This is a genomic window from Providencia stuartii (assembly GCF_029277985.1).
In the GTDB taxonomy this organism is placed as follows: domain Bacteria; phylum Pseudomonadota; class Gammaproteobacteria; order Enterobacterales; family Enterobacteriaceae; genus Providencia; species Providencia zhejiangensis.
On the sequence record NZ_CP119546.1, the window covers coordinates 1,515,453 to 1,534,213 of the forward strand.

The following is an 18,761-nucleotide window of genomic DNA, read 5'->3' on the forward strand; positions in this document are numbered from 1 at the left end:
TTATAGCTCTTTAGTAGGGAAGTGATAATATGAATGAATCAATTTTAGATAGCTCGATACCTAAAAATTTTTTTACTCAAATTATTGGTCGAGAGATTCAAAGGTTAAGAAAAGAAAATACTATGTCAGGAACCAAACTGGCAAATAAGTTGGGTATTTCACAACAACAATACTCACGTTATGAACGAGGTATTAATACGATATCTGTCGATACGTTATTGCATATATTATATATCCTTGAGTGTGATCTCGATTCTTTTTTTGCTTATTTACGTTATCAAATAGAAAGAGATAATCTTCCAGCTTATACTAAATTTAAGCCACTTTTTAATAAGCTGGGAACATACGATGAAATAGAACAATATTTTCTCAAAACTAAAGAGTAGATAAATTGTTCTAATAACGACGAGTCGAATGTTAAACATTCAATATGATTTATCATGCCACACTGCATGTGGCATGGTAGCGAATCACGATTAGATATAATTTGATATTTCGATAAGATTTAAATCTGGATCACGTACATAAATCGATAAGATTTCCCCCATCGCTCCGGTTCGTTTAATTGGCCCATCAATAATTTTAACCCCTTGTTTCTCAATATGTTTGATCACCTGTTCAATGGGTGTCTTGCTAATAAAGCATAAATCGAGAGAGCCAGGAACGGGCAAGTGTGCTTTCGGCTCAAATTCTTTACCATATTGATGAATGTTGATTTTTTGCTGACCAAATTGCAACGCATAACGCTGTGTACCAAAGGTGATGAGCTCCATTCCGAGTACTGAGGTATAGAAGTTAATGCAGGCATTTTGATCGGTTGTTGTTAATACGAGGTGGTCTAAATAGTCAATCATCTGTGAGTTCCTACCATTATTTATAGGTGATTGTTGTTTGATAATAGATAGGCTGTCTGTTATCAAAGTGATTTTAGTCTAATATCAATATGCTCAAAGATGTATCAATGTTGCCGATTTTGTCGATAATTTTCTTTTTATGCGCAGTGAAGAGGACACAATAATATCTAACTAGAGGTATAATTATAAATAATAGAGTCTGCTTCGAGGTGTATTATGGAGTACCAATTTTTTCAAGACATAACAGGTGAGATATCGGCAAAGTTTTCGATGGATCATGAAGCGATTGGCCATTGGCTTAATGAAGAAGTTAAAGGTGATTTAAGCTTATTGGATGAAATAGAGGCTAATTACGCATTACTCAAAGGAAGCGAAAAACAGTGGGAGCTGATCGGTCACGAATATACATTATTATTGGATGATGAAGAAGTGATGATCCGTGCTAATCAATTAGCTTTTGAGACCGAGGGACTAGAAGAAGGCATGAGTTATTATGATAACGAAAGTGTCGCTTTTTGTGGTATTGACGACTTTATTAGCATGCTAAATGAATACAGACGATTTGTTTTAGAAAACAAAGTGAAATAAACTTTAATTTTGGTTGATTGTCTGATTTCGGAGACTGTCGTTATTATTTAATAATGATGCGATATGATTCGTCTGAATAGGATTAACTGTTTGGAAGATGTGGTTGTTTCATATACAAAGTAATTTAATTTAAATTTAGAGGACTCTATGAATACTGATGATGTTACAGGGGCGTTGAATGACGCAACCAACTGGTTTGCAGCTAATCAGGATCTGTTAGTTCAGTATGCGGTGAATATCGTTTCCGCAATTATCATCCTTATTGTTGGTTTGATGGTGGCGAAATGGGTAGGGCGTGGGTTACATCGTGTGATGGTAGGTCGTGGTATCGACCCTACTGTGAGTGATTTTTTATCTGCGATAGCGCGTTATACCATCATCGCGTTTACCTTCATTGCCGTACTTGGCAAAATTGGTGTTCAAACAGCGTCAGTGATCGCGGTTATGGGTGCCGCAGGTTTAGCGGTTGGTTTGGCTTTACAAAATTCACTGGGTAACTTTGCGGCTGGCGTATTGTTAGTTGTCTTTAGGCCACTACGTGCGGGGGAATATGTGCAAATCGGCGCGGTAGAAGGGACAGTTCAAAATGTGCAAATTTTCTCAACCACATTAAGAACTGCGGACGACCGCATCATTGTCATTCCGAACGGTAAAATTATTGCAGATAATATTATTAACGTAACTCGCGAACCTGACCGTCGTACCGACATCATTGTGGGTGTTGCTTATGATTCCGATATTGACCTAGTGAAAAAAGTATTAGGTGATATTGTCGCAGCAGATGACCGTATTTTACATGATAAGGGTGTGACGATTCGTCTGCATGAAATGGCGCCTTCTTCATTAAATTATTTAGTCCGCTTTTGGGCTAAAAATGGTGATACGTGGCCAGTCTATTGGGATCTGATGGAGAATTTTAAACGTGCACTCGATAAGCACGATATTGGTATTCCATTCCCACAAATGGATGTGCATGTGCATCAACAAAATCCAGTAGCGGTAAAAAAAGATTCTGCTGAATAAGATTATTAGCAGACTATTTAGAAATGAGCTGATTCATTGGATTGGCTCATTTTTTTCACCTTTTCTCCTTCCTTTCTTGCGGTTTTTGACTCATTTATCCAAATAAATTTTTCTAATGTTCGATAAGAATTAATAATTTTCACTAATAATTTTTTCTCGCTAGAATTTGCGTGTATAAAATATGAATAATTATTAGGAATTTATGCATGTTTACTATTTATATTCAAGGCGCTTTATTGGGGGCTGCAATGATCCTTCCTCTTGGGCCACAAAATGCATTCGTTTTACAGCAGGGAAGTCGCAAGCAATATCATATCATGAGTGCATTTTTATGCGCTTTAAGTGATACCGTTTTAATTGTCGCGGGGGTATTTGGTGGAAGCGCGTTATTGAGTCAGTCCGAAATGTTAATGCAGTTGATCACTTGGGCTGGTGTCGTATTTCTGGTTTGGTATGGTTATGGTGCATTTCGGACAGCTATCAGTCACGATGATGTGGTTATTCAAGCAGAAAATAAGGTCATTAGTCGTTGGCGAGTGGTGGTAACGCTATTTGCTGTCACATGGCTAAATCCTCATGTTTATTTAGATACATTTGTGGTGTTAGGTAGTGTAGGAGGGCAGCTAGAAAGCCAGCTACGACCTTGGTTTACCGCGGGAGCATTGACCGCATCTTTTAGTTGGTTTTTTGCCTTGTCACTATTAGCAGCTTGGTTTTCTCCTGTATTAAAAAAACCTCGTTCACAGCGGGTCATTAATCTCTTTGTTGGGCTGGTCATGTGGTTCATCGCATTTCAATTAGCGAGACAGGGGATAAGTTATTGGTAATTTCTTATTAATCCGAAAATAATTTCACATAGGATGTGTTAAGGTTTAGGCAGGGTTGTAGACTAGATAATGTGTCACTACAACTTTCTTATTATTATTTATTAGGAGGTCCTGTGAAGTTAAAGTCTCTAGTTCTTGCGGCCATGATGGCTGGTGTTGCGGTTCCAGCTATTGCACAAGCTAATCCGCTTCCTGAAGGGCCACATATTACAACATCAGGTAATGCGGTAATTAAAGCGGCACCCGATATGGCCACATTAAATATCAATGTTGAAGTGACCGAAAAGGATGCCGCGGCAGCGAAGGCTGGTGTTGATAAGCGTGTCGCTGAGTATTTTGAATTTTTAAAACAAAATGGTATCGAGAAAAAAGATATCAATGCCGCGAATGTGCGCACTCAGCCTAAATATGAATATGATAAAGATTCGCAAAAGTCATCGATTGTCGGTTACACCGCAGTTCGCTCTGTTGAAGTGAAAGTGACGAAACTTGATCAATTAAATACACTTCTTGATGGCGCGTTAAAAGCGGGCCTTAATGAAATTAATGCGGTACAGTTCGGTGTTAATAACCCTCAACAATATCGCGATGAAGCACGTGAAAAAGCCATTAAAAATGCGATTGAACAAGCGAATGCGTTAGCGAAAGGCTTCAATGTTCAATTAGGGCCTGTATATAGCGTAAATTATCGAGCGCCAGATGCGGTACCATATCCTGCACCAGTGATGAATTACAGAGGTAAAATGGCACTCTCTGCTGCCCCAGAGAGAGATGTGAATGAAACCTATGAGCAGCAGAGTATTGATTTTAATGACCAAGTTGATGTGGTTTTTGAATTAAAACGCTAAAGTTCATCTTCTTGTTTTAACATTTGACGTCCTGTTTTGAGCAGGGCGTCAGTGACTTTCTTCATCGTGCGGCTCTCAGGCGCAAAACGATGCCAATAGAGCATCCGGCGCTGACATAGGCCCGGTGTTAAATCTATCAGTTCACCATTTTTTAATTCATCGGCAATTTGCAAATGTGGGATCATACAGCAAGTAGAGCCCTGTTTTGCTAATTGTACGAATGCCTCTGATGAGTTCACTATATGACAGGGCACACTACCGGGTGATAAGCCAAAATTCTGCTGAACAAAAGCTTGGTGCATGTCATCAAGGTGGTCGAATGCAACGGCTGGTGCTTTAAGCAATGATGAACGTGTGACCCCTTCAGGGAAGTATTTGCTAGCAAAATCGGGAGAGGCAACAAAGATATAATCTAGAGCACCTAGCTTATCAACTAAACAGCCCGGTAGTGCTTGAGGTTGGATACTGATAGCACCCACGACTTCACCTCGTCTCAAACGCTCTTGTGTGCGCGTCTCATCTTCCACTTGAATGTTTAAGCGAATGGGAGTGTTACCTAAAACAGGATTCAGGGCTGGTAATAGCCATGTGGCCAAACTGTCGGCGTTGACCGCAAGTGAAAGTAATAGTGGCGTTGAACCCCCATTTTCGTCACCTAGCCACTGCTCTTCGAGTAATTCTACCTGATGGAGTAAGGCTAATAGCTTTTGCCCTTGCTCTGTGGGATGTGGCGGAACTGTTCGAACGAGTAGCGGTTGACCAAATAGATTTTCTAATTGTTTGATCCGCTGTGAAACCGCAGATTGTGTAATACACAGTTTTTGAGCCGCTCTCTCAAATCCTCTTTCACGAATGACAGCATCCAGTGCTTGCAACGCGCGGTAATCAGGGCGCTTCATTAGGGGGTATTCTCCTTGTTGTTATTCTACTACTCACTATGCCATATTTTATTTCAGAACTCCTGTAATATTGATGACAATGTGTGAATCACAGAATACAACGAACAAAGCTGACCTTGTTAAGGGTCCGTTATATAATAGGCTTATTCAACAAACTTTATTTACTTGTGAAAAATAATAGAAGGCATGGGCATGACTCAGGACGAACTAAAAAAAGCAGTAGGTTGGGCAGCATTAGAATACGTAAAACCGGGTACGATCGTGGGGGTTGGCACAGGCTCTACTGCTTCTCATTTTATTGATGCACTGGCGACCATGAAAGGCCAAATTGAAGGCGCGGTATCAAGTTCTGAAGCATCAACCGCTAAGCTTAAATCATTAGGTATCCCTGTACTTGACTGTAATGATGTCGACTCACTGGATGTTTATGTTGATGGTGCAGATGAAATTGACCATCATATGAATATGATCAAAGGTGGTGGAGCGGCTTTAACACGTGAAAAAATCGTTGCAGCTATTTCTAAAACATTTGTTTGTATTGTTGATGAGTCAAAACAAGTGGATGTATTGGGCAAATTTCCACTGCCTGTTGAAGTGATCCCGATGGCGCGTAGCTATGTTGCGAGAGAGCTTGTTAAGTTAGGTGGAACACCTGAATATCGTCAAAATGTTGTGACAGATAATGGTAATGTTATTTTAGATGTTCACAACCTTAGCATTGTTGACCCCGTTGCTCTTGAAAATAAAATCAATGGGATAGCAGGCGTTGTAACGGTAGGCCTATTTGCAAATCGCGGTGCTGATGTTGTTTTAATGGGAACGTCTGCCGGTGTTAAAACCATTAAATAAATTAGCATGACAATCATGATTTGATTGTCATCGCCTTACCTAGCCGTCAATCAGATAAGCCAGCCATTATGTGGTTGGCTTATTTTTTATGTGGCATGGATTTTTGTTATCTATTTTAGCGGTATCACTGACCCGTAAAAAATTTCACTAATTTTTATTTATGATTATTTTGGTGATATATCTCACACTAATGCTTATAGTGCAGGCAAAATCCTTATTTTGTGTTACTCACCCTGATTTTCTACCATATTACTTCTTTTTCATCGCGTTTAGTGAGAGGGGCTAGGCAAACGATTGTATTGATACTGTGCCGTTTTTTGCTATGTTGGTACACGGTCAGTTCATCTGTTACAAATCTTAAGCATGATAGGGTAGGGTAAATGGTCAAAGTATCTTTGGAAAAAGACAAAATTAAATTTTTACTATTGGAAGGGGTTCACCAAAGCGCGGTTGATAATTTAAAAGCAGCAGGTTATACCAACATTGAATATCACAAAAGTGCGTTGTCGGACGAAGAATTAAAAGAAGCAATTAAAGATGCGCGTTTTGTTGGTATTCGTTCCCGTACTCATCTGACTGAAGACATTTTTGCAGCAGCTGAAAAATTGGTTGCTGTTGGTTGTTTTTGTATCGGTACAAACCAAGTGGATTTAGATGCTGCGGCTAAACGCGGTATCCCAGTTTTTAATGCACCGTTCTCAAATACCCGTTCTGTCGCTGAGATGGTGCTTGGTCAATTACTGTTATTGTTACGTCGCATACCTGAAGCGAACATGAAAGCGCACCGCGGTATTTGGGAAAAACAAGCTAAAGGTTGTTTTGAAGCGCGCGGTAAGCGTCTAGGGATTGTGGGTTATGGTCATATCGGTACTCAGCTAGGTATATTGGCTGAAGGCATTGGTATGGATGTTTATTTTTATGATATCGAAAATAAACTGCCTCTCGGTAACGCGACACAGGTGCGCTCAATGGCTGAGCTATTGAACATGAGTGATGTGGTCAGCTTGCATGTGCCTGAAACAGCGAGCACCAAGAATATGTTTGCAAAAGAGCAGTTTGAATTGATGAAGCCAGGGGCTATTTTCATTAACGCTTCACGCGGAACAGTCGTTGATATTCCTGCTTTAGCCGATGCCCTTGAGAGTAAACATTTATCGGGTGCCGCTGTCGATGTCTTCCCAACTGAGCCTGCTGCTAATAATGATCCGAATGATCCCTTCATTAGTGAGCTAATCAAATTTGATAATGTGATTTTGACTCCGCATATCGGTGGTTCAACGGAAGAAGCGCAAGAAAATATTGGGCTAGAAGTCGCAAGTAAATTAGCGAAATATTCAGACAATGGTTCGACGCTTTCTGCGGTGAACTTCCCTGAAGTTTCTCTGCCAGTTCATACAGAAGATACTAACCGTTTACTGCATATTCACGAAAACCGTCCTGGTATGATGAATAGCATTAACCAAGTATTTACTGAAAATAATATTAACGTTGTTGGTCAGTATTTACGTACTTCAGGAAACGTAGGTTACGTTGTTATTGATATTATCACTCAACAACCTGACCACGCTGACGATATCTTGGTTAAATTGAAACAATTGCCGGGAACGATCCGCGCACGATTATTATATTAATCGTTAACCAACGAGATTGAATACACATGATGGCACTGGATCACCAGTGCCATATTTTTTGGGGCGTAATAATTTCAGGTAGCGGGATATCCCAATGTGCCACAGGGAGCAAGGGAACGCGCTGGCAATCGTGTGCCAAACCAATGGGGTAAAAGCCTTTCTGTTGCCAGTTAGCTAAGGTTCTATCATAAAAGCCACCCCCCATGCCTAAACGTTGGCCTTGTTCATCAAAGGCAACTAATGGGATCATCATGATATCTAACTGATTGATAGGTAGCACTTGAGTGACATCGAGTGGTGGCTCATCGATGTTAAATCTATTTTTGATTAATTGCGTCGTTGGCGCATAGTTTAAAAACAGCAGATGATGACGGCTAAAGGGGTGTAATACAGGTAGGTAGACTTTTTTATCCTGTTGCCAGAGTGCATCGATTAAGGGCTGGGTATGGATCTCACCATCGAAAGAAAGAAACAAAGCAATGTGCTGCGCTTGAGCAATTTTAGGGTGAGATAAAGTCTGCTGTACGATTTTTTTCGCGGCCAGTTGTTGTTGCTCTGGAGTCAACTGTCGGCGTAATTGACGAACGGATTGGCGAATTTGTTGACGCATGACTGATAACTTATCTTCCATAAGATCCGCAACCTCAGAGGCTATTAACGCTATTATTATTAAAGGGTTGATAAATTTGTGAGTAAGCGTTGGAAGTATAGCGTAATGAGTGCGAGATGGTAGTACTAGACGTAAACTCAGGGGGAAGTGTCACAGAAAAATGAGGGTCTCCAAGATGCCGTTGTAGGCTGTAACCCTTGAACCCTTGGTTCAAGGTGAACGCAGTTTAGCAACCTTTAGGCTTCCTGAGCGAATCAGGCGTGCTCACCAGCGCAATAACCACATTCTATTTTTTTGAAATATCGGCTCAGGGGACTTACCCACTGACGAGCATCTCAGAGAAATTTGTTTGAGTACATATCGTTACTCTATGTACTTCATTGTATGAGTTTGGATTGAAAAAGCAACCCCATTTTTGTTTATTTTTTTATACTAATGTATGATTATTAAGCAAATTTAGCCGATAGGCATAACCTGCCTCTCAGTAATTTTCACCTGATCATGTAATGCTTGCTCAATGGTTTGTTGCAGCATTTTTATTTTCTCTTCCATATTATATGCATAATCACGCGTTTTTGTCTTTTCTTGTGTTAATTCGTGACACACGTTCAATGCAACGATAAAAATAAGCTGTTCTGTGTTGGTGACCCCACTTCTATCTTTAAGATCTTGAAGGCGTTGCTCAAGTTCTTGGGCTGATGCAATCAGGGCTTCTTTTTGTTCGACAGGGCAGTTGACTCTCATTGAGCGCCCAAATATTTGAATGTCAACAGGTTGTGCGGACATGATACCTCCATACGAATAGGACTCGCCGCAAATACAATGCTCGGCGTAAAGTAATAGATGTTATTTCACTAGTATTGGTTGCTTTATTCAAAATACAGTTCAAAAGCTTACTGGTACAGCGACCATCCTTGATGGTAGCATATCATGAATGATTAGCTAACATGACGAATTCAGATGTCTATACAAAAATCTTTACCAAACTATGAAACGTTGGACAATCTTCTCCAACAATATTCTATCGCACTTACCGCCGCAGAAATTCATGGCTTAATTACTGGGCTGATTTGCGGTGGTAGCCGCGATGGCGGCTGGCAGACATTAGTCCATGATTTGGCTAATGACGGTTTAGCCTTCCCTCAAGCGGTTGCTCAACCGCTACGTGAACTCTACGATACGACTTTTCAAGTGTTAGATGAAAGCGAATTTGCTTTTTCTATGCTTTTTCCTGATGACAATGCGTCTGTATTTGATCATGCGGATGCTTTAGCGGGTTGGGTTAATCATTTCTTACTAGGAATTGGTGTGGCGCAACCTAAATTAGCGGATAAAAAAGAAGTCAGTGAAGTGATCACTGATTTACGTAATATCGGCATGCTTGGTTACGATGAAGATGAAGACCAAGAAGAGCTTGAACAGGCGTTGGAAGAGGTGGTGGAGTATGTCAGAGTCGCTGTACAGCTTTGCTATATCTCTTTCACCGAAGGCAAAAAAGTGCAAACAGCGGCGAATAATAAACCTATTCTTCATTAATACTGTCTGGCTTTGTTAAGTCTATTTGCTTATTTGAGCTAAATCGCGCTTTACAAGGCAAAACAGATACAGATTAAGCGCTTGCCGTTGTACTCTAATTTCTTGTTGCTAGGTGACACTCGAAAGAAGCTTAGGATGTTTGCGAAGTCATCGTCATTCAAAGCGTTGTATGGTGTCAGTACTGAGGCAACTTGAAGAATGGCGAGTCTATATGCTTAAAATAGAAAGGTATAACGTTCAACTCAACAGTCTAGATAATAAGGCAGAAACGGTATGAATAAACAGGAATTTATTTCTCGTCGTAACGCATTATTGGCTCAGATGGAGCCAGCAAGTGCCGCTATTATTTTTTCAGCGCCCGTCGCTCAACGCAACGCGGATTGTGAATACCCGTATCGCCAGCACAGTGATTTTCTTTATTTGACGGGGTTTAGTGAGCCTGAAGCCGTTTTACTGTTAATTAAAAGTGATGAAAAACACAGCCACACCGTTCTCTTTAACCGTGTTCGCGACCTGACCGCAGAAATTTGGTTTGGTCGTCGGTTAGGGCAAGAGGCTGCGCCGGAAAAATTAGGGATCAGTAAAGCACTGCCTTTTGATGAAATTGAAGAGCAACTGTATCAATTATTAAATGGCCTTGATGTCATTTATCATGCACAAGGCGAATTTGAATATGCCGATAAGTTAGTTTTCGGCGCGCTCGATATTTTACGCAAAGGGGGGCGTCGTAACTTACGAGCTCCACAGACAATCATTGATTGGCGTCCTTTGGTACATGAAATGCGTCTATTTAAATCAGAAGCTGAAATTGCCGTGATGCGTAAGGCTGGTGAGATATCCGCATTAGCGCACATTCGTGCAATGAAAACGTGTCGGCCGGGCATGTATGAATATCAACTCTGTGGCGAGCTGGAGTATGAATTTACGCGTCATGGTGCACGTTTTCCATCGTATAATTCGATTGTTGGTAGTGGCGAAAATGCGTGTATTTTGCATTACACCGAAAATGAATGTGAAATGAAAGATGGGGAAATGGTGTTAATTGATGCGGGGGCCGAGTTTGATGGCTATGCAGGCGATATCACCCGTACATTCCCTGTAAATGGTAAGTTTACTGAACCACAACGAGCGATTTACAATATCGTTCTTAAAGCATTAAATACCGCTTTAGAATTGTATCGCCCTGGTACCAGCATTCATGAAGTGACACAAAAAATCATTCGAATTAAAGTGGAAGGCTTAGTGGAGCTGGGTATTTTACATGGCGATGTCGATCAATTGATCGAAAACAAAGCACACTTCCCATTCTTTATGCATGGTTTAAGCCACTGGCTGGGGTTAGATGTTCATGATGTTGGATTCTATGGCGTTGACCGTGATCGCATTCTAGAACCTGGAATAGTATTGACGGTTGAACCTGGACTGTATATTGCGCCTGAAGCAGATGTACCACCAGAATATCGCGGTATTGGTATTCGTATTGAAGACGACATTGTGATTACCGAAACGGGTAATGAAAACTTGACCGATTTAGTGGTGAAGGACCCTGATGAAATAGAAGCATTAATGGCCGCAGCTAACAATGCTTAAATAAGCTGTAATAAGGTAATAAATACAACATGAACGTGATTATTGTTGGTGGTGGAATGGCAGGGGCAACCTTGGCTCTGGCTATTTCTTCATTAAGCCAAGGACGGTTATCAGTTTCGCTGGTAGAGGCCGCCTTACCAGAAGGAAAGCACCCAGGGTTTGATGCTAGGGCGATTGCACTTGCTCATGGAACATGTCAGCGGTTATCTAAAATTGGTATTTGGGATTCATTCGTTGACTGTGTCACACCAATAACTCATGTTCATGTTTCCGATAGAGGCCATGCTGGTTTCGTTAATATCCATGCACAGGATTACCATATTCCAGAATTAGGGAGTGTGATTGAGTTACATGACGCCGGTGCACGGTTATTTGATTTATTGCATAAAGCAGCGGGCGTTTCGTTGTATTGCCCCGCAAAAGTTGAAAACATTCAACGGCACAACGATAGCGTTACAGTAACCTTAGATAGCGGTGAAACCCTTTCAGGGGCTCTTTTAGTGGCCGCGGATGGGAGTCATTCAGCCGTCGGTCAAGCATGCCATGTACAGTGGCAGCAGGATGACTATGGTCAAGTGGCGATTATTGCGAATGTTAAAACATCAATTGACCCACAAGGGCAAGCGTTTGAGCGTTTTACTGAATTTGGCCCACTCGCGTTATTACCCATGTCGCATGGACGCAGCTCCTTAGTATGGTGTCATCAACAAGCGCAAGCGGAACTTATCAAAACGTGGGATGATGAAACCTTCATGTCTAAGCTGCAACAAGCTTTTGGATGGCGTCTGGGTAAAATCATTCAGGTTGGTACCCGTTTTTGTTATCCGTTATCACTTCGAAAAGCGTTAAATCCGATTAGTCATCGCACCGTTTTGGTGGGAAATGCGGCTCAAACATTACACCCTATCGCAGGTCAAGGTTTTAATCTGGGGATCCGTGATGTCATGCAGTTGGCTGAGTCGGTGGTGGCCGCCCATCAACAAGGGCAGGATATCGGTGCTTATGCACTTTTGAATACCTATCAGCAAGCGCGAGCTATTGATAGAGAACGAACCGTGACAATGACTGATGGTTTAGTGCGCGTGTTTGCAAATCGTTGTTTACCGTTAGTGGTTGGACGTAATTTAGGTTTAATGGCAATGGAAATGTTACCGTCAGTACGTGATGTTTTAGCTCGTCAAACACTTGGCTGGGTCGCGGAACAATAACCACAAAACTAAGAGGAATAAAAATATGCAATCGTTTGATGTGGTTATCGCCGGTGGTGGTATGGTTGGGTTAGCATTGGCTTGTGGTTTAGAAGGAACAGGATTACGTGTTGCTGTTATTGAGCCTCAGCCAGCAAAACAGCCGTTTTCTGAGAATGAACCATACACCCTTAGGGTTTCTGCTATTAACGCAGCAAGTGAAAAGTTATTAAGCTATTTAGCTGTTTGGTCAACGATTAAATCGATGAGAGCATCGGCCTACAAAGGTATGGAGGTCTGGGATAACGATAGTTTTGGCCGTATCCAGTTTTCTGCTAAAGAGCAAAATCTTTCCCATTTAGGGCATATTATTGAAAATCATGTTATCCGAGATGCGCTCTGGCAAAAGGCCTCGTCATCCCGAGATATCACTTTATTCGCTCCCGCAACGATTCAAAAGGTGGTTTGGGGGGAAAATGATGTGTTTATTACACTCTCTGATGACTCAATGCTTACAGCAAGGTTGATTGTTGGAGCCGATGGTGCGAACTCTTGGTTGCGTGGGCATGCAGATATTCCATTGACGTTTTGGGATTATGAGCACACGGCGTTAGTGGCGACTATTCGTACGGAACAACCTCATGAGGCCATAGCACGTCAAGCTTTTGATGGGAAAGGGATACTTGCATTCCTTCCTTTAACTGACCCTCATCTCTGTTCTATTGTGTGGTCTCAACCTGCAACAGAAGCGGCTAGACGTCAGCAGCTTGATAAAGCCAGTTTTGAAAAAGAATTGGCCGTGGCGTTTGATACCCGCTTAGGGTTGTGTCATTTAGAAAGCGATAGATTGACTATTCCGCTAACAGGACGGTATGCACGTCAATTTGCCGCGCAACGTTTAGCGCTTCTCGGGGATGCCGCACACACCATCCACCCACTGGCTGGACAGGGCGTTAACTTAGGCTTTATGGATGTGGCGATGTTACTCGGTGAAATCAAACGATTACATCGTGAAGGCAAAGATTTTGGACAATATTTTTATTTGCGTACTTTCGAACGTCATCGTAAGCATAGTGCAGCGTTGATGTTAGCGGGCATGCAAGGGTTCCGTGAATTGTTTGATGGCAATAACCCCGCTAAAAAATTATTCCGCGATTTAGGCTTAGTGCTCGCGGATAGTTTACCTGGTGTTAAACCCCAACTTCTTAACCATGCTATGGGCTTATTTGATATGCCTGAGTGGCTACAAAAAATTCAAATTGATTCCGCGGAATAATCCCTTTCTATAGATTGGTGGCCATATTTTCCACCAATCTTTCCTTCCTGATAGGTTAAAAATACCCATCTTTATGTGATGGCCCACCATGCCTTACGGTTTTTAATGTCATCATTAATTTAATTGTCAATGACTGAGAAATTCTAATTACAATCAGTTTTCGGATTAGTTTTACTAATTTTATGACTGAGTGTTAAGATTGATTTTTCGCTAACTTCTGTGAACACACGTTGATTAAGTCTACTCTTTTACACCAAATATGGTGGTATTGAGTGATCATTCTCAATTTTTTAACAAATTTAGCTGGATTATATCCCTTGTAATCAGTAATACAGAGTATCGGTAGCCCTATTTTTTTTAATGGTTTCTTACTAAAAACAGTGGTAGTTTTTAATAAGATGTTATCGTTTGCGTAGCGTTATTGGTTGTGGAGTCATAGGTCTTTTCTCTGCATAAAAAAGAGTAACGCTCACCCTATCTTATTCAAATGTAAAGAGGGTATTCATGGCAAAGCAGACCCCGCTATATGATGAACATATTGCTTGCGGTGCGAAAATGGTGGACTTTCATGGTTGGATGATGCCACTGCACTACGGTTCACAAATCAATGAACATAATTTAGTGAGAACCGAGGCTGGGATGTTTGATGTCTCCCACATGACTATTGTTGATTTACATGGTGAAGGTTGCCGTGATTTCCTTCGCTATCTTTTGGCAAATGACATTGCCAAGCTGACTGATAAGGGAAAAGCACTCTATACCGGCATGCTAAATGCCTCTGGTGGCGTGATTGATGACCTGATCGTTTATTATCTTGATGATCACTTTTATCGTCTTGTCGTCAACTCTGCAACCCGTGATAAAGATATTGCATGGATTGAAGAGCATGTTAAATCATATGCCGTTTCTATTCACGTTCGTGATGATCTTGCGCTATTAGCCGTTCAAGGCCCTACAGCACAACAAAAAGTTCACTCTCTGCTGACTCAAGCGCAATGTGCACAACTTGCTGACATGAAACCTTTCTATGGTATTCAAGTTGATGATTTGTTCATTGCGACAACCGGTTATACGGGCGAAAAAGGGTATGAAATCGCTTTACCGAAAGAGCAAGTGATTGATTTTTGGCGTCAGCTAGTTAAAGCCGGTGTGCATCCAGCAGGATTAGGGGCTCGTGATACGCTACGTCTTGAGGCCGGTATGAACTTATATGGCCAAGATATGGATGAAAGCATTTCACCGCTGGCCGCCAATATGGGGTGGACGATTGCTTGGAAACCTGAAGAGCGCCAGTTTATTGGGCGTGAAGCATTAGAGAAGTTGAAAGAACAAGGCACAGAAAAACTAGTTGGTATCGTAATGCGTGAAAAAGGCATATTACGGGCGGGTCAAACGGTACGTTTTACTGACGATCTAGGCAAATTACAAGAAGGCGTCATTACTAGCGGCTCTTTTTCGCCAACGCTCGGTTTTAGTATTGCTTTGGCGCGTGTACCAAAAGAAATACAAGATAAAGCTATTGTTGAAATACGTAACCGAGAAATGCCAGTTGAGGTGGTAAAACCGGGATTTGTTCGGGAAGGAAAGGCGCTTGTTTAAGACGAGTTAAATCCTATCTATCTAAAAAATTTGTAAATAAGAGTGAGGTTGATGATGAGTAATGTTCCTGCTGAGCTGAAATATACCCGTGAACATGAGTGGGTCCGTCATGAAGGTGATGGTGTATACACCGTAGGTATTACTGAGCATGCACAAGAATTATTAGGTGATATGGTGTTTGTCGATCTACCTGAAGTGGGAAGCTCGGTGGATATTGGTAGTGAATGTGCGGTTGTAGAATCTGTTAAGGCGGCATCGGATATTTATGTTCCACTAAGTGGAGAAATCATTGAAGTTAACGAAGCTCTTGGTGACTCTCCAGAGTTAGTCAATGAACAGCCTTACCAAGAAGGTTGGATCTTCCGTATAAAAATCTCTGATGAGTCAGAATTAGCTGATTTGTTAGATGCAGATGCTTATTCTGCGTTACTCGAAGAAGACGAATAACACAACTAACGCCCCGTAATGACTGTATTACGGGGCGTTTTGCTTTTATACCAACCCTGTTGTTGCAGATATTAGGAATGGGAACATAGATATGACGATGTCTCTGAGTCAATTAGAAAACCGTTCGGAATTTATTCAACGCCACATCGGTCCTTCAGAACAACAAGTAAAAACCATGTTGGACACTGTGGGGGCCACATCCCTTGATGCATTAACGGACGATATTGTCCCGAAAGCGATTTTATTAGCTGAACCGCCCAGAGTAGGCAGTGGTGCGACGGAACAAGAAGCACTTGCCGAGTTGAAAGCGATTGCAAGCCTGAATAAACGTTATAAAAATTATATTGGCATGGGGTATGCCCCAGCCATTTTACCGCCTGTGATTTTACGTAACTTACTGGAAAATCCGGGTTGGTATACAGCGTATACCCCTTATCAACCTGAAGTTTCTCAAGGTCGTTTAGAATCCTTGTTAAACTTCCAACAATTAACCATTGATCTAACTGGCTTAGAGCTAGCGTCCGCTTCCCTCTTAGATGAAGCGACAGCGGCCGCAGAAGCAATGGCAATGGCAAAACGGATCAGTAAACTGAAAGAAGCTGAACGTTTTTTTGTCGCAGATGATATTCACCCTCAAACATTGGATGTAGTCCGTACTCGAGCGAACACATTTGGTTTTGAAGTGATTGTTGATAAAGCAGAAAAAGTGCTTGAGCACGAGGGTGTTTTTGGCGCTTTATTACAGCAAGTTGGGTCGACAGGTGAGGTGCATGATTACAGCGAGCTGTTGGCTAAATTAAAAGCGCGTAAGATTATTAGCTGTGTCGCGGCTGAAATGATGGCTCTGGTAGTGTTAACGGCTCCTGGAAAACAGGGGGCCGATATCGTATTTGGCTCGGCGCAACGTTTTGGTGTGCCTATGGGCTATGGTGGCCCACATGCTGCGTTCTTTGCTTGTCGTGATGAATATAAACGTGCCATGCCCGGTCGTATTATTGGGGTATCTCGTGATGCGGCGGGTAACACGGCATTACGTATGGCGATGCAAACTCGTGAACAGCATATTCGTCGTGAGAAGGCGAACTCAAATATTTGTACCTCTCAAGTTCTGTTAGCAAACATTGCGGCTATGTATGCGGTGTACCATGGCCCACAAGGGTTAAAATTGATTGCAGAACGCATTCATCGTTTTACGTCTATTTTTGCTAAAGCGTTAGAGGATGCGGGGGTTACGTTACGCCATCACAGCTGGTTTGATACCTTATCTATCGAAGTTGCAGATAAAGCAGCTGTTCTCGCACGTGCAGAAAAAGCGAAAGTTAACTTGCGTAGTGATATTCATGGCGCTGTAGGTGTTACCTTTAATGAAACAACTACACGACAAGATTTGAATGAGTTATTCACTATTATCACGGGTAGTGAGCAAAAGTTAGATTTCGAAAAACTGGATAAGCAGGTTGCATCTGCTGAGAGTGCGATTAGCCCTGCAATGCAACGAAATGATGTGATTTTGTCACATCCAAATTTCAATCGCTATCACAGTGAAACGGAAATGATGCGCTATATGCATAGCTTAGAGCGTAAAGATTTAGCGCTGAATCAGGCGATGATCCCATTAGGTTCTTGCACCATGAAACTGAATGCGGCGGCTGAGATGTTACCCATCACTTGGCCTGAATTTGGTGAAATGCATCCTTTCTGCCCACCAGAACAAGCGCAAGGTTACCATCAAATGATCGAACAGCTATCGCATTGGCTTGTTCAGTTGACAGGGTATGATGCGGTTTGTATGCAGCCTAACTCCGGCGCACAAGGTGAGTATGCGGGGCTATTGGCTATCCGACGCTATCATGAAAGTCGAAATGAAGGTCATCGTCACATTTGTTTGATCCCTGCCTCAGCGCATGGTACCAACCCTGCATCGGCACATATGGCGGGTATGGAAGTCGTGGTGGTGCGGTGTGACGACGAAGGCAATATTGACCTGACAGATTTACGTCAACAAGCGGAAAAACATCGTGCTGATCTTTCTTGTGTGATGGTGACCTATCCGTCAACGCATGGGGTATACGAAGAGAGTATTAAAGAGGTTTGTGAAATCGTTCATCAGTTTGGTGGGCAAGTGTACCTTGATGGTGCCAACATGAACGCTCAAGTTGGTCTGACAACACCGGGCTATATTGGTGCCGATGTTTCCCACCTGAATTTACACAAAACGTTCTGTATTCCTCATGGTGGTGGTGGACCGGGCATGGGACCCATCGGTGTGAAAAAACATTTAGCGCCATTTGTACCGGGGCATTCCGTGGTTGAGCACGAGATGGTTACGGAACAAGGCGCCGTTTCAGCAGCTCCATTTGGCAGTGCTTCTATCCTACCTATCAGCTGGATGTACATCCGCATGATGGGCTCCTACGGTTTGAGAAGAGCGAGTCAGGTCGCTATTTTAAATGCAAACTATATAGCTAAACGCTTACAAGGTCGCTATGACATCCTGTATACCGGTCGCGATGGTTATGTCGCGCATGAATGTATCGTTGATTTGCGCCCGATTAAGAAGGATACAGGGATCAGTGAATTAGACATCGCAAAACGTCTGATCGATTATGGATTCCATGCGCCAACGATGTCATTCCCTGTTGCGGGAACCTTGATGATTGAGCCAACGGAGTCTGAAAGCCTTGTTGAGATTGACCGTTTTATCGAAGCAATGTTATCGATTCGTAATGAGATTGACAAAGTCGCTAATGGTGAGTGGACCCTAGAGGATAACCCTTTGGTGAACGCTCCACATGTTCAAACAGAGCTTGTTGAGCAATGGGAACATGCTTATAGTCGAGAGTTGGCGGTGTTCCCGACTTCAGCAACCAAAGCTAACAAATATTGGCCTGCCGTGAAACGTTTGGATGATGTGTATGGCGATCGTCATCTGCACTGTTCGTGTGTGCCGATTGAAGATTATATTTAGTCAGTCTGCTGGCAGTAACAAGCGAGTAG

18 protein-coding genes and 1 other RNA gene are annotated in these 18,761 nt (G+C 42.2%); 14 read left to right on the forward strand and 5 right to left on the reverse strand.

What is annotated here, in order from left to right; translation table 11 throughout:
- Window positions 1-29 precede the first annotated feature (29 nt).
- Window positions 30-386 carry a helix-turn-helix domain-containing protein gene (locus P2E05_RS06480; RefSeq protein ID WP_154622353.1) on the forward strand — a complete coding sequence of 119 codons (357 nt, stop codon included), beginning with the start codon at window positions 30-32 and terminating at the stop codon, window positions 384-386.
- Window positions 387-476: 90 nt separating this feature from the next.
- Here the strand turns inward: P2E05_RS06480 and P2E05_RS06485 are convergent, their stop codons facing one another.
- Window positions 477-854 (reverse strand): VOC family protein, encoded by a 378-nt coding sequence (locus P2E05_RS06485; RefSeq protein ID WP_272578146.1) that lies wholly within the window; start codon window positions 852-854, stop codon window positions 477-479.
- Window positions 855-1,070: 216 nt separating this feature from the next.
- Here P2E05_RS06485 and P2E05_RS06490 point away from each other — a divergent pair, with 216 nt between their 5' ends.
- The 4 genes from P2E05_RS06490 to P2E05_RS06505 all read left to right on the forward strand — a co-directional run bounded on the left by P2E05_RS06490 (window position 1,071) and on the right by P2E05_RS06505 (window position 4,140).
- Window positions 1,071-1,442 carry a YacL family protein gene (locus tag P2E05_RS06490; RefSeq protein ID WP_196713363.1) on the forward strand — a complete coding sequence of 124 codons (372 nt, stop codon included), beginning with the start codon at window positions 1,071-1,073 and terminating at the stop codon, window positions 1,440-1,442.
- 147 nt (window positions 1,443-1,589) lie between these two features.
- The gene (gene mscS / locus P2E05_RS06495) at window positions 1,590-2,465 is read left to right on the forward strand and encodes a small-conductance mechanosensitive channel MscS (RefSeq protein WP_154622356.1); all 876 of its coding nucleotides are present in this window, start codon (window positions 1,590-1,592) and stop codon (window positions 2,463-2,465) included.
- 206 nt (window positions 2,466-2,671) lie between these two features.
- On the forward strand, window positions 2,672-3,292 hold the full coding sequence (argO, locus tag P2E05_RS06500) for an arginine exporter ArgO (RefSeq protein ID WP_154624327.1): 621 nt from the start codon (window positions 2,672-2,674) through the stop codon (window positions 3,290-3,292).
- A 113-nt stretch (window positions 3,293-3,405) separates the two neighbouring features.
- Complete coding sequence (locus tag P2E05_RS06505; RefSeq protein WP_163860911.1) at window positions 3,406-4,140, forward strand: oxidative stress defense protein; 735 nt, start codon at window positions 3,406-3,408, stop codon at window positions 4,138-4,140.
- On the opposite strand, the gene P2E05_RS06510 is transcribed toward P2E05_RS06505, so the two are convergent.
- On the reverse strand, window positions 4,137-5,039 hold the full coding sequence (locus tag P2E05_RS06510) for a LysR family transcriptional regulator ArgP (protein WP_154624326.1): 903 nt from the start codon (window positions 5,037-5,039) through the stop codon (window positions 4,137-4,139). The two genes, P2E05_RS06505 and P2E05_RS06510, sit on opposite strands and share 4 nt — an antisense overlap.
- Before the next feature lie 192 nt (window positions 5,040-5,231).
- Here P2E05_RS06510 and rpiA point away from each other — a divergent pair, with 192 nt between their 5' ends.
- Both rpiA and serA read left to right on the forward strand, forming a co-directional pair.
- Window positions 5,232-5,888, forward strand: coding sequence for a ribose-5-phosphate isomerase RpiA (rpiA, locus tag P2E05_RS06515; RefSeq protein ID WP_154624325.1), 657 nt, complete (start codon window positions 5,232-5,234; stop codon window positions 5,886-5,888).
- A 380-nt stretch (window positions 5,889-6,268) separates the two neighbouring features.
- The gene (gene serA, locus P2E05_RS06520) at window positions 6,269-7,519 is read left to right on the forward strand and encodes a phosphoglycerate dehydrogenase (RefSeq protein WP_154624324.1); all 1,251 of its coding nucleotides are present in this window, start codon (window positions 6,269-6,271) and stop codon (window positions 7,517-7,519) included.
- 40 nt (window positions 7,520-7,559) lie between these two features.
- On the opposite strand, the gene P2E05_RS06525 is transcribed toward serA, so the two are convergent.
- The 3 genes from P2E05_RS06525 to zapA all read right to left on the reverse strand — a co-directional run bounded on the left by P2E05_RS06525 (window position 7,560) and on the right by zapA (window position 8,915).
- The gene (locus P2E05_RS06525) at window positions 7,560-8,150 is read right to left on the reverse strand and encodes a 5-formyltetrahydrofolate cyclo-ligase (protein WP_154624323.1); all 591 of its coding nucleotides are present in this window, start codon (window positions 8,148-8,150) and stop codon (window positions 7,560-7,562) included.
- A 142-nt stretch (window positions 8,151-8,292) separates the two neighbouring features.
- Window positions 8,293-8,474: non-coding RNA, 6S RNA (ssrS, locus tag P2E05_RS06530), on the reverse strand.
- Window positions 8,475-8,585: 111 nt separating this feature from the next.
- Complete coding sequence (gene zapA, locus P2E05_RS06535) at window positions 8,586-8,915, reverse strand: cell division protein ZapA (protein WP_154624322.1); 330 nt, start codon at window positions 8,913-8,915, stop codon at window positions 8,586-8,588.
- Between the two features lie 174 nt (window positions 8,916-9,089).
- Here zapA and P2E05_RS06540 point away from each other — a divergent pair, with 174 nt between their 5' ends.
- The 7 genes from P2E05_RS06540 to gcvP all read left to right on the forward strand — a co-directional run bounded on the left by P2E05_RS06540 (window position 9,090) and on the right by gcvP (window position 18,732).
- A complete protein-coding gene (locus P2E05_RS06540; RefSeq protein ID WP_154624321.1) occupies window positions 9,090-9,665 on the forward strand; it encodes a YecA family protein in 576 nt (191 codons plus the stop codon).
- 273 nt (window positions 9,666-9,938) lie between these two features.
- On the forward strand, window positions 9,939-11,255 hold the full coding sequence (gene pepP / locus P2E05_RS06545) for a Xaa-Pro aminopeptidase (protein ID WP_276123058.1): 1,317 nt from the start codon (window positions 9,939-9,941) through the stop codon (window positions 11,253-11,255).
- A 29-nt stretch (window positions 11,256-11,284) separates the two neighbouring features.
- Entirely contained in the window at window positions 11,285-12,463 is a 1,179-nt protein-coding gene (ubiH, locus tag P2E05_RS06550; protein ID WP_154624319.1) for a 2-octaprenyl-6-methoxyphenyl hydroxylase, read from the forward strand.
- A gap of 25 nt (window positions 12,464-12,488) precedes the next feature.
- Complete coding sequence (gene ubiI, locus P2E05_RS06555; protein ID WP_154624318.1) at window positions 12,489-13,718, forward strand: FAD-dependent 2-octaprenylphenol hydroxylase; 1,230 nt, start codon at window positions 12,489-12,491, stop codon at window positions 13,716-13,718.
- A 504-nt stretch (window positions 13,719-14,222) separates the two neighbouring features.
- Window positions 14,223-15,317, forward strand: coding sequence for a glycine cleavage system aminomethyltransferase GcvT (gene gcvT / locus P2E05_RS06560; protein WP_247047063.1), 1,095 nt, complete (start codon window positions 14,223-14,225; stop codon window positions 15,315-15,317).
- A gap of 54 nt (window positions 15,318-15,371) precedes the next feature.
- Window positions 15,372-15,764, forward strand: a complete 393-nt coding sequence (gene gcvH, locus P2E05_RS06565) for a glycine cleavage system protein GcvH (RefSeq protein WP_154624331.1) — start codon at window positions 15,372-15,374, stop codon at window positions 15,762-15,764.
- 91 nt (window positions 15,765-15,855) lie between these two features.
- Window positions 15,856-18,732, forward strand: coding sequence for an aminomethyl-transferring glycine dehydrogenase (gene gcvP / locus P2E05_RS06570; protein ID WP_163860913.1), 2,877 nt, complete (start codon window positions 15,856-15,858; stop codon window positions 18,730-18,732).
- Window positions 18,733-18,761: the final 29 nt, after the last annotated feature.